Raw genomic sequence first — 11532 nt, 5'->3', positions numbered from 1 at the left:
TGAGGAAAAAATTAAGGATATGCGTCAACTCCAACTGGATATAGAACCACAACTCGATGCCCGAATCAGTGATTTTTCGGGGCCGGGTTGGGGGCCTGTGGTTGACGCAGTTAGACAGTTACATGCCGGATTAGTCAGCCGCTTTTATGTTTATGGCGGGGCAGGTACTGGCAAGAGTCACTTACTTTCTGCGATTTGTGATTCTTATCTGGAGCTCGGTCGCCCAGCAATTAAAGTCTCATTACTAGAATTATTAGATGCACCTATTGAAGCCATTACTTCATTAGAATTTTATGATTTGGTCGCTTTGGATGATATTGATGCGATCAGTGGTGTTCCACATTGGCAGAAAGCTGTATTTCATTTGATGAATAATCATGAGGGGCAGTTGGTTTTTTCCTCTCGTGTGGCGCCTATTGAATTAAAATTAGAATTACCTGACTTACAGTCAAGGCTGACCCAAGCTGTGAGTGTTAAAGTACCTAATGGCAGTTCTTATAGTGATCGACAAGCCCTGTTGCACTCGGTCATGACGCGCCGAGGTATTCATTTTGACCAGCAAATTGTTGACTATTTATTGAGTAATGGGCCGCATCAGGCTTCGATTTTATTACAGAGATTGGCTCAGCTTGAAAAAATGCTCAAAGGCGAGAAAACTAAACTATCAAATACAACACTTAAGCAAATTTATGCATTGATTGATGAATATCGCCAATAGTATAAAATTTCTTGAGTAATTTTGAGAGCTATGACAAAGTACGCACAAAGGAATGTGGTTGTAAACAGCTAGTTTGCAAGACGAAAAAAAATGAAAAATAGAAGGAGATTGGTATGCTCAAACGGATGCTTGCCTGTGCTTTATTTACCGTTACTGGATATGCATATTCTGCGGATATTCAAGTCACAACATTAGTTGATGAAGACAAAGATGACGCCGTTTGTTCATTACGAGAAGCTGTCGAGTTTTTAAATAAAAGAAGCCAAAAAGAATTTGAAAATGGTTATCACGGATGTGGTAACAAGGATGCAAGCAATACAATTGTTTTACAACGCGATCAAACCTATCAACTTAACTCGGCATTAAATATCAAAGCCGCGATGACAATTCGTACTGTAGTGAGTGATGGTTTTAATGATAATAAAAAAGGATTGAACAATGCGACGCTTAAAATGGCGGGAAATGATCGTCTTTTTGTCATTGATGATAATAATGTTGAAAGTGCATTACTTGCAGTTAATTTGATTGAATTAAATTTACAAGGTGCTGCAAATAAGCTGAATGACGGCGGGCTAATTCTTAATCGTGAAAGTCTATCGATTCAGTATTCTCGCCTTACAGGTGGTTCTGCAAACCGTGGTGGTGCAATTTATAATGCTGGGGTTTCATCGGATGCGAAGAACACTGCAGGCTATGTTTTTATTAATAATAGTATTTTTCAGAATAATAAAGCAGATCAGGGGGCAGTCATTTATAGCGAAATGCCAATGTACCTGATTACACAATCGGTCATACGTGACAATGAAGGTGTAGCAGGGCTAAATGGTGCTTTATTATTTGTTCAAACGGGCTTCAATAATGACACGATAGCTGGGGCACTTGCCGTAAGATCTTCCGGTATTCGTAGTAGCACTATTTTCCATAATAAAGGCGGTTATGTAGCGAATATTCGTGAAGGCATGATCCTTAATAATAATACGATTATTAAGAATGCTGCGGGGCTGTATTTACAATCTTTAAATTTTAAAGTAACGACAGAAGAAGATGTCAATGGAGTGAAAAAAGAAACAGTCAAAGAGTACCCAAGCTCTTATGTGTCGAATAGTGTTTTAGTTGCAAATGGAAATAGTAATTGTGGTACTACCTCAGACGATACCACGATTGTTCAAAGTAATTTAACGACATCAGAGTGCGACCGTAATGCGGGTGAACGATTACCCAATTTTATGTGGAATCAGAATGACTCTGAGCAAACATTAATTGCTGGCGGTACAAATGATGAAGGGATTTGTGCTGCTCCTCCAGCAAAAGGATTATTATGTCCATACTCGACGCCAAAAGATCAAATGCTGGGTTTCTTTAAACCACGTTTACTCACTTCTTATAAGCAGTTATCGGATTCGCTCATTGTCAATAAAGGACGCATTTATAGTGATGGTACGACCTTTAGTTTAGCGAGTTGTGAAGCAACTGACCAGCGTGGGAAAAGCCGTACGGGCTTTAATGAGTTGTGTGACTTAGGCGCAATTGAACTGGTTGTTAACCGGGGGGAGATTCCAATCGTTGGTCAAGATATTTTATATGGACAAATTGCGAAATTCAGTATTGCAGAGAGTTTGTTAGATGGTGAATTGTTAGATCCAGCCACATGCGAGGCTCAATTAGGTAAACGTCCTGATGGCCAGCCTTGGCAAGTTGGTTGTTTGCAAGTGGTTCAAACCCAAACGCCATCTAAAGGAAAGCTAACTCTTGATCAGGATGGTAATGTAACTTACGTGCCTGATAGTGATTGGCATGGTGCAGATAAATTTAACTTACGTGTTATGACGACAACGACTCGTTTTAATGATGTATCAAACTATTTTATTGATATTCCAGCAACAATTGTACAAGACCCACCAAACACTTTTAAAAGTAAAACCGTAAATGTAGGAAGTTTTGGTCTAGGAGCGATCTTGGCATTATTCGGTTTAATAGGATTGCGCCGCTTAAAATCATAATCAGGGATGTGATGAGATGAAATATTATAGAAAAACAATATTAGCAACTATGGTTTTGGCAACTATGCCGTTGTTAGCTGCCACCAGCAGCACGCCCATTAAGGTAACTACATTTGTGGATGAGGATGGCGAAAATCCAAATGCTTGCTCATTACGTGAGGCAATAAAAACTGCCGAGACGCGTGTCTCTTATGGTGGTTGTGTTGTAACAGATACCTTACCAAGTACGCAAAAAGTTATTCAGCTGGAAAAAGGGGTATATACCCTGAAAAAGGAATTGACGCCAAATGTGAGCGTTTCAATTCTAGGGGCAAGTCCTGTAAATTGGGAAGGAAAAAATGTCCTGCTAAATGATGTTGTTAATCAATATCCAGCTCAAATCCCATTACAAACAACAATCAAAGCAGAAAATTCACGTATTTTTAACACGACACTTGGTGCCAAGGGTTTAAGCCTAACCAATTTGATTTTAACAGGTGGACGTTCGGCTGATTTTGGTGGTGCAATATATGCAGGTGCTGATGTTGCATTACAAAGTACACAAATCCTTGATTCTGAGGCAAAAGAAGGTGGAGCTATTTTTTTAGCTGGTCCTTCAACGACATTAACATTGAATAAGAGTGTGATTCAGGGTAACCGTGCGGAGAAAGGCAGTGTACTGTCGATGAGTTGCTTTAATGATATTACATATGCAAAGCGGACCATCAACTTAACCTCCAACAGTTTTATTAATAATGGTTCACCAAATTCAAGTAGTATGATTGAGTTTTGTGGAGAATCTACAGCAACTTTAACGACCAATACCATTGCAAAAAATATTGTAAATAATTCAACAGGAAATCTACTTAAATTCACTGGTGATACCAAAGCTGGAACTGTAGAAGATAATAAGTCTAGTATTTTAAGTAAAACCAGTATTTTAAGCTTGACGAGTAATACAATCGTAGAAAATCAAGCTTTTACGACGCTTCTCTATGATAAAATTGGTGCTAAATTATTACAGTTCAATGTTCTTGCTTATAATGGTGATAGCAATACATATGCCTGTCGATATTTATTTGGAAATGTCGCTGATCAAGAAGGGGTAGGTCTTGGAATTGCTTACAATGCACTTGCGCTCAAGCAGGATGGTTCTAGTTCTGTAGTAAATAATGTGTGTGATGTGCCAAAAGCGTCGCTTAAAGACAATAAAACCAATTTGAATGTAAGTGCGATTGATTTTAATACCTTATTGAGCCCTTTACAAAAAGCTTCAGCTGATACGGCATTCTTACCAATGTATTACCCTAAAAAAAATGCGACAAGCGTGCCTAGCGATGATAAGGGGAATACAAAATTAGTTGGCTTATTAGATGTTGATGGAGTCAATTGTAGTTTGACGGACCAGCGTGGTTTAGCCCGTATCACCGACGGCACTTTATATTATGACCCTAAAGCAAGCAACCGCTGTGATATTGGTTCGGTTGAACTAATGAAGTTTACAGCAGGTGATTTACAGGATCTAACCAATACATCGATTAGCAGCTTGATTACAAGTTATCAAACACAATATGACTTTTTCGATAATTTGGTGAAAAATCCAAATAATCCTGATTTTTTAACGTATTACAAATCTCGTTTGGATCAATATCAAAAATTATTGCAATACACCAAAGCTAATTTACATTATCGTGCAATTTACATTGATTTAAGAAATTATCAACTACCTTTACCACAAGATGTACAGCAAGCTGATGGCAGTTATAAATTACAGTTCTTTAGCCCAGATTTATATGATGTAACGACAGAACCTTTAGGTAAAGGACAGATCAATGATACGGTTACTGATATAGATAAAAGTGATATAGAAAATTTGGTGTGTACTTGGAATAAAGATTTACAGCAAATTATTTTTTATCGAAAAGATGACAGTGTTACTCAAGCTGGTGACAAGATTTTCTGTAAATATACGATTACCTCTAAACCAGGAACTAGTCCACAAGTGAGTTCATCTGGTTTAATCCGAGCAGCATTTGTAAATATTGCACCAGTTGCAACAAATACATCCTTAACTTTCAAATATAAAGAAAAGCAAAAGTTAAGCTTAAACTTATTAAATTTTGCAAATGACAATGGCGATACAGGCGAGGGTGGATCTGGGCCAGAAAAGAATCCGAATAAACCTCAGTTTTGGAAGAATGCCGAAGGTATCGAATTACCAATTCGTTTAACCAATGTGCCAACCAAAGATCTAGGTATTACGGCAGATCGCCAAGGTGCTTGCCCTGCGCCAGATGAAAAAGAAACCTGCTATGGTGGTAATATTTATGTTCAAGAAGTTAATGCATTTAATCCATTTAACTTCTCATTTAACTACCAAGTTTACGATGCTGATGGCGTATCCTCCAATGTGGCGACAGTGCGAACCATTAGCACGGCAACCACAACAGACGATACACGTTCTGCCAGTAACAGTGGGGGGGGAGTTTTAGTTTTTATTCAGTATTGGGGTTGTTGGGGTTATTGGCTTATCGCCGCTTTAAAAGTAAATAACCCGAAATATAATAATAGCGCCATTTAGGCGCTATTGTTATTTCTATACACTATAAACTCAGTGCTCAGAATATTTACTGAGATATTCTTCTCTAATATTTATCCGTTCTTCGGTACTGGCATTTAACATGCGCTTACGTAATGTATTGCGTTCCTGTGTGCTCATCTTTTGCCAGACATCACGCATTTTTTGTTTTTCATCTTCTGGCAGTTGCGTGAACCATTCCATCCTTTGCTGTAGTTGAGAACTCTGGCTATTAGGAACTTCTTTCAAGGTTTGGTAACGTTTAATTAAAACACGTTGCTCTTCAGGCGATAGATCATCCCATGCTTCTTCTGTTGTGGCTTTATTGGGTTTAGAAAATACCCAAAAGCGTTCAGATCCTGCAAAACTGGTTTGTAGTAACCCGAGCGTACACACAACAAGTGCTAATTTTTTAGCTGCCATGTGGAACCTTATCCTCACCTAAGACCAATAACATCTCCATATCTTCAACCATTTGCGGCGAAAGCTTTGGATTTACGACAACCTGATTTTGTGGTTGATCAGCAAGCTGTAAAGAGCTTGGCAGAACCACAATTCCCATGATTGCAGCAGCAACAGCAAAACCTGTCATTTTCCAGATACTATAATAAGAAGTTGGCTTCTTTTGTATCGTATCTAGAACATGATTCATGACTTGCATTTTGTTGTGATGCTGCTCTTTCGCAAGTTGGTCAAGTCTGGAAGTCACATGGTTCGTGAACTCATCTTTTTTCATCTGATGATCCTCCTGTATGTGGGTTTAAATGCTCAAGAGCAATTCGAAGTCCCTGAATTGCACGGTGGTAATGCGTTTTAACGCTGCCTTCGCTGCAATCCATAATTTGTGCTGTGGTCATTGTGTCGAACCCTTCCCACGCTCTGAGCATAAATGCCTGTTGTTGACGAACAGGTAGCTGATTGATCGCTGCCTGAATTTCCTCCATCGTGACTTCCTGATCAAGAAATTCAAATGGATTAGGCGTAGATTCATCTACAACATCAATGATTTCTTCATCATCATCTAAACTAATTTTTTTAAATAAAGAAAAAGGACTTGCTCGACGAGCTTCCTTTCGTCGCCAGTCTTGGAGCTTGTTGTTCAATATGGTATAGAACAGGGGATACCATTCATCGGTACTTTTGTCGGCATATGATTTATGTAATGAAATAAATGCTTCTTGCACTAAATCCATGGCAATGCCTTGTTGCCCCTGTGTTGCACTTTCCATCATAACCAAGGCACGACCTGTAACGTCCTGCATGAAAAAACGCAGGCGTTGTTCAACAGTACTACGATCAGTACTGTTTTCAATTCGAGCCTTTTTCGGTGCTAAATCCATAGAGATGGAAAATCCTGTCATGGATACCCACCATTAATTCCAATTCATTAATCATATAACGTTGAAAATGGTGAGCGCGTTGACAACTTAAGCAATTATTTTTAGTAGTGTAATTGATTTTCTCAGTAAAAAACTCGTAGTTAAAATAATTTAACGTTTTACTGACGTTGACGAACCATTTCAAAAAAACACACAGAGCCTGCAATCGCAACATTGAGGGACTCTTGCCCACCCGGTTGAGGGATTGTCACAGCTTGAGCATGTGCTAGCGCATAATCACTCGCACCTTGACCTTCGTTACCTAAAATCCAGACACAGGCTTGGGTTAAATCCTTGCTATATAGGCTGGTTGAACGATGTGAACTGGTGACAAACACAGGTATTTGAAATTTTGGTAAAATATCCGTGAGCTGAAAGTTTTCAAAACATTGAAGACTAAAATGAGCCCCCATACCTGCTCGAAGCACACGTGGAGACCATAGTGCAGCTGAACCTTGTGTGCAAATCACCTGCTTGATGTTTGCAGCGGCAGCAGAGCGGAGGAGTGTACCTACATTTCCAGGATCTTGAACATTTTCTAGAATTAAAGTGTCGGCCTTAAAATCAATGGTGGCAGCAGTTTTGGGTAGGTCGACAATCGCTAGACATGGTAGGGTGGTACCCAAGGTGCTTAAATCCTTATATAGGACTTCACTGATAACGAAGATGTGACCTTGGTGGAGTTCGATCACTTCTTGTAAATCTGGATGTTCTAAGGCTTGTTCAGTGCTAAATAAAGAAAAGATTTTTTTCTGTTGCTGTAACCACGCCAAGCACAGATGTGTACCTTCTAGAACGGTTTGCTGATGTTTTTTTCGAGCACTGTTGAGCTCGATCAGCCCACGCAAATGTTTGATTTTTGCATTGTCTTTTGATTCTAGGAAAATAACCGCCATAAAATAACATCCGAAAGGGTATTATAAATTTATAATACCCTGATTATAAAAGTAATTAGTGATAGCTTGTTACGCGTTCGACTTCATTTTTAGAACCAATAATTACTGGAACACGTTGGTGTAATTCAGTTGGTTGGATTTCCATGATACGAACACGACCTGTTGTAGAAGCACCGCCTGCTTGTTCAATCAGCATGCTCATTGGGTTTGCCTCATACATTAAACGTAAACGACCTGCTTTCTTTGGGTCTTTTAAGTCGTAAGGATAAAGGAAAATACCACCACGGCATAAGATACGGTGGATATCACCAACCATGCATGCCACCCAGCGCATGTTGAAGTCTTTTTCACGGACAGAGGTTTTACCTGCTAACAGCTCATCAATATAACGTTTTACCGGATTTTCCCAGTGACGTTGATTAGATGAATTAATTGCAAATTCTTGCGTATCTGCTGTAACTTGCACTTGTTCTGTTGTTAACAGGAAGTTCTTTGTGGTCGGATCAAAAGTAAAGAACACCACACCAGAACCCACAGTAAGCACGAGCATGGTCGATGGGCCATACAGTACATAACCAGCAGCAACTTGTTCTGTACCAGCTTGCATAAAGTCAGCAGATTGAGTCACTGCATTCTTTGCAGGAAGAATAGAGAAAATTGTACCGACACACATGTTAATGTCGATATTGCTTGAACCATCGAGTGGATCAAATAAAACCAGATATTTACCATTTTCCTGAGCAGGGGTGAAATCATCTAATTCTTCGGAAGCTAAACCGCCTACTTGAGGATGTGCTTTTAATGCATCAATCAGGTAGTCATTTGAAATAACGTCTAATTTCTTTTGTGTTTCACCTTGAACATTTTCATTGCCAGCACTGCCTAAAATACCTGCTAAAGCACCTTTTTGTAGGGCTTGATCAATAGTTTGGCAAGTAGCAGCAATTGTTTCGATGACTTGTGCCAACTCTGGAGTCAAATTCCCATTTTGTTGTTCTAGATATTGGGTCAAAGTAAGGTTTGACATATTGAATAGCTCCGATTTAGCCGTGTCAAAATTGATAAAAAAGAATGTGGCTATTCTAGATGAGATCGTGCAAAAATAAAAATTATCTTACTTTATTTATGTTGCTTTTATGATTACAAGTACGCCATTACATGCTATGTTGCATAGATACTAAACAGGATGTTTGGAGGTTAAATATGACAACCAAGAATTTTGAGGCAACGCCCACGCCAAGTGAGCCCATTAGCTTAGATACGATTTCCAAAGAAAATGTGAAGGATGCATGGAAACAGTATGAGGCCAAGCCTGAATATAAAAAGTTTAACAAGCACGATTTGATTGAGTCGATGCAAAGCAAGCCAGATACTCAGTCTTCGTCTTGATCAATAAATAAAAATGCTCACCTTAAGTGAGCATTTTTATTTAAAGCGTAACCACGATTATTTTAATAGTGGTGGAACGGCTTCATAGTTGATTTCTACACGGCGGTTTTCTTTCCATGCAGCTTCATCATGGCCTGCGTTGACAGGTGATTCTTTACCGTAGCTGACTGCTTCAAGTTGCTGTGGATTTACACCGTTGGTAATCAAAAAGCTTTCAACCGCTTTTGCGCGACGTTCGCCAAGCGCCATGTTGTATTCACGTGTACCACGTTCATCCGTATGACCTGTAAGAGCAACACGAGAGTTGGCATTGGCAACCAAGAACTGAGCATGTGCTTGAAGTGTTTGATAGTCTTCATTTGATAAATCGCTGCTGTCATAGTTAAAGTGAACAACGCGTTTTGCCAAGAATGCTTTGTTTGCAGCAGTTACACCTTTTGAAGATGCGCCAGCCAAGTTTTGTGCATTGAGTGCTGCATCTTCGCTTAAACCCTCGGTACTGACTGTTGATGAACCATTTGGATTGGTACCTGTGGTAATTTCAGCAGCCGGTTTACGACTTGCACAGCCTGTAAATACAAGCGTTGCAGCAATAAGTGGAAGCGTTAGATATTTAATGTTCATTTGATTCTCCAATAAACTAAATTTATTTTGGTGCCCAAGCTGGTTCACGAACTTCACCTTGCTCACTTGGCAAATTCATGCGGAAACGGCCGTCAGTAGACATGACGGATAGCAAACCACGACTACCTTCACGCGTTGCATAAACCACCATTTGTCCATTTGGTGAGAAGCTTGGCGATTCGTCTAAACTAGTTGGTGTAAGAATGTTGGTAATGCTGGTATTGATATCTTGAATTGCGACTTTATAGTTACTACCGCTTGGGCGATGAACCAAAGCAATTTTTTTACCATCGGCACTTAGCGTACCGCGTGCATTGAAAGCACCTTTGAAGGTTAAGCGTTTAACTGAACTATCATCAAAGCTGTAGCGATAAATCTGTGGTGAGCCACCGCGGTCTGAGGTAAAAATGAATGATTTACCATCGGGTGCATAGCGTGCTTCAGTATCAATCGCAGTATCATTGGTCATACGCTGTACTTGACGCGTACTTAAATCCATTTGATAAATTTCAGGATTACCATTCATCGATGCGGTAAATAGCATTGATTTACCATCTGGTGAGAAGCTTGGTGCGCCATTTAATCCACGGAAGCTGGCTAAAACTTCACGTTGGCCTGTGGCTAAGTCTTGCAGATAAATCGCAGGACGCTTGGTCTCAAATGACACATATGCAATTTTCTTGGCATCTGGTGTCCAGGCTGGAGAAAGAATAGGATCGCGTGAAGACAGGACAGTTTTAGGCTGTTCGCCATCAGTATCAGCAATTTGCAAAGTATAACGTTGGGCTGGCGTTGCCTGATTACGTAATACATAGGCAATACGACCGCTAAAGTCACCCGCAATACCCGTTAACGCTTGATAAATCGTATCACTGATCATATGACCAGCTTGGCGTATACGTGAGCTTGGTACAGTGAGTACCTCATTCAGTAGATATTTTTGTTTTTGTACATCATAAAGCTGGTAATGAATTTCAAAGGTATTGGCATCAACCGCTTTCATTTGCCCAACGACAACGTAAGGTACACCCGCATTTTGCCAATCAGCTGCTTGAACCTGATTTAGGCTTGCAGTTGCTGGTAAATTTTGAGATGCGCTGGTAAAACGACCTGAACGATTTAAATCACTTTCCACGATAGGATAGATCGCATTGTCATTTGCAAAGGGGACAATCGCGATTTTAGGGGCTTGTTCAGGGGCTTTTGCAATCTCGAGGTGTAATTGTGCGAAAGTTGCTGTTGGAACAACAGTGCTAATCGCAGTGAAAACTGCTAAAGAGATGAGGTGTTTACGAGTCTTGTCCATAGTTACAATTACTTGCGTTCGTATTTTTGTGGCTGTTGATTATTTAACATAGTTACATGCTTTGTGCTATTAAAAGCATGTAACGTTAACTATTCATTACTATTTTGCAGTAAAACTTGAAGTAAAGCTTCTTGCTTCACGGCGGGCAACAGGATCATCTGGCATTGGGTAGGGTGCTGCGGCGCGAACAGCTGCTTCTACACTGGCTTTCACATCAGGATCACTTGCAGAAACAACAACAGAAAGTACTGCACCACTGTCACTTAAGGTTACACGTGCGCTGGCACGTTGTCCTGAAGAGCCCGATGGCATATTCCAAGCCCGATAGATTTTTTGTTCAAAGTCGCGTTTAGCCGTTGAAGCCACACGTTTTGCATCAGCCTTTTTCTGAGCTGCTTCTTGTTCCGCTTTTTTGGCTGCAGCCGCTTTGGCGTCTGCTTCAGCTTCGGCTTTACGTTTCGCATCAGCGTCTGCTTTTGCTTTGGCATCTGCATCGGCCTTGCGTTTCGCATCTGCATCGGCTTTGCGTTTGGCATCAGCGTCCGCTTTTGCTTTGGCATCTGCATCGGCTTTACGTTTTGCATCTGCATCAGCTTTACGCTTAGCATCAGCGTCTGCTTTTGCCTTCGCATCAGCATCAGCTTTGCGTTTTGCATCAGCATC

General features: G+C 40.2%; 11 protein-coding genes and 1 pseudogene. 4 read left to right on the top strand and 8 right to left on the bottom strand.

Going from position 1 to position 11532, the window contains the following annotated elements:
• Positions 1-19: 19 nt before the first annotated feature.
• The 3 genes and pseudogenes from Aba26S_RS13575 to Aba26S_RS13565 all read left to right on the top strand — a co-directional run bounded on the left by Aba26S_RS13575 (position 20) and on the right by Aba26S_RS13565 (position 5250).
• Complete coding sequence (locus tag Aba26S_RS13575; protein WP_005242723.1) at positions 20-718, top strand: DnaA ATPase domain-containing protein; 699 nt, start codon at positions 20-22, stop codon at positions 716-718.
• Positions 719-831: 113 nt separating this feature from the next.
• Entirely contained in the window at positions 832-2718 is a 1887-nt protein-coding gene (rbtA, locus tag Aba26S_RS13570; RefSeq protein WP_043972699.1) for a rhombotarget A, read from the top strand.
• 16 nt (positions 2719-2734) lie between these two features.
• A pseudogene (locus Aba26S_RS13565) lies at positions 2735-5250 on the top strand (CSLREA domain-containing protein).
• 58 nt (positions 5251-5308) lie between these two features.
• Here the strand turns inward: Aba26S_RS13565 and Aba26S_RS13560 are convergent.
• The 5 genes from Aba26S_RS13560 to Aba26S_RS13540 form a co-directional block, all read right to left on the bottom strand.
• Complete coding sequence (locus Aba26S_RS13560) at positions 5309-5698, bottom strand: DUF3106 domain-containing protein (protein WP_005242716.1); 390 nt, start codon at positions 5696-5698, stop codon at positions 5309-5311.
• Positions 5688-6011, bottom strand: a complete 324-nt coding sequence (locus tag Aba26S_RS13555; protein ID WP_043972698.1) for a hypothetical protein — start codon at positions 6009-6011, stop codon at positions 5688-5690. The genes Aba26S_RS13560 and Aba26S_RS13555 overlap by 11 nt, the downstream gene beginning before the upstream one ends.
• Entirely contained in the window at positions 5998-6615 is a 618-nt protein-coding gene (locus Aba26S_RS13550; protein ID WP_005242713.1) for an RNA polymerase sigma factor, read from the bottom strand. The genes Aba26S_RS13555 and Aba26S_RS13550 overlap by 14 nt, the downstream gene beginning before the upstream one ends.
• Positions 6616-6773: 158 nt before the next feature.
• Entirely contained in the window at positions 6774-7550 is a 777-nt protein-coding gene (locus tag Aba26S_RS13545) for an RNA methyltransferase (protein WP_043972695.1), read from the bottom strand.
• A gap of 55 nt (positions 7551-7605) precedes the next feature.
• Positions 7606-8577 (bottom strand): class 1 fructose-bisphosphatase, encoded by a 972-nt coding sequence (locus Aba26S_RS13540; protein ID WP_043972692.1) that lies wholly within the window; start codon positions 8575-8577, stop codon positions 7606-7608.
• A gap of 176 nt (positions 8578-8753) precedes the next feature.
• On the opposite strand from Aba26S_RS13540, the gene Aba26S_RS13535 reads away from it, so the two are divergent.
• On the top strand, positions 8754-8939 hold the full coding sequence (locus Aba26S_RS13535; RefSeq protein WP_005242703.1) for an NF038105 family protein: 186 nt from the start codon (positions 8754-8756) through the stop codon (positions 8937-8939).
• A gap of 57 nt (positions 8940-8996) precedes the next feature.
• Here Aba26S_RS13535 and pal read toward each other — a convergent pair whose 3' ends face one another.
• The 3 genes from pal to tolA form a co-directional block, all read right to left on the bottom strand.
• Positions 8997-9563 carry a peptidoglycan-associated lipoprotein Pal gene (pal, locus tag Aba26S_RS13530; RefSeq protein ID WP_005242702.1) on the bottom strand — a complete coding sequence of 189 codons (567 nt, stop codon included), beginning with the start codon at positions 9561-9563 and terminating at the stop codon, positions 8997-8999.
• A gap of 22 nt (positions 9564-9585) precedes the next feature.
• Entirely contained in the window at positions 9586-10869 is a 1284-nt protein-coding gene (gene tolB / locus Aba26S_RS13525) for a Tol-Pal system beta propeller repeat protein TolB (protein ID WP_043972689.1), read from the bottom strand.
• 99 nt (positions 10870-10968) lie between these two features.
• A partial coding sequence (gene tolA, locus Aba26S_RS13520) for a cell envelope integrity protein TolA (protein ID WP_043972687.1) occupies positions 10969-11532 on the bottom strand: 564 nt, incomplete at its 5' end.

Source organism: Acinetobacter sp. NBRC 110496, assembly GCF_000876115.1.
Taxonomy (GTDB): Bacteria; Pseudomonadota; Gammaproteobacteria; order Pseudomonadales; family Moraxellaceae; genus Acinetobacter.
Note: the sequence above shows the minus strand (reverse complement) of the source record. Positions and strands in the feature narration are given on the sequence as shown.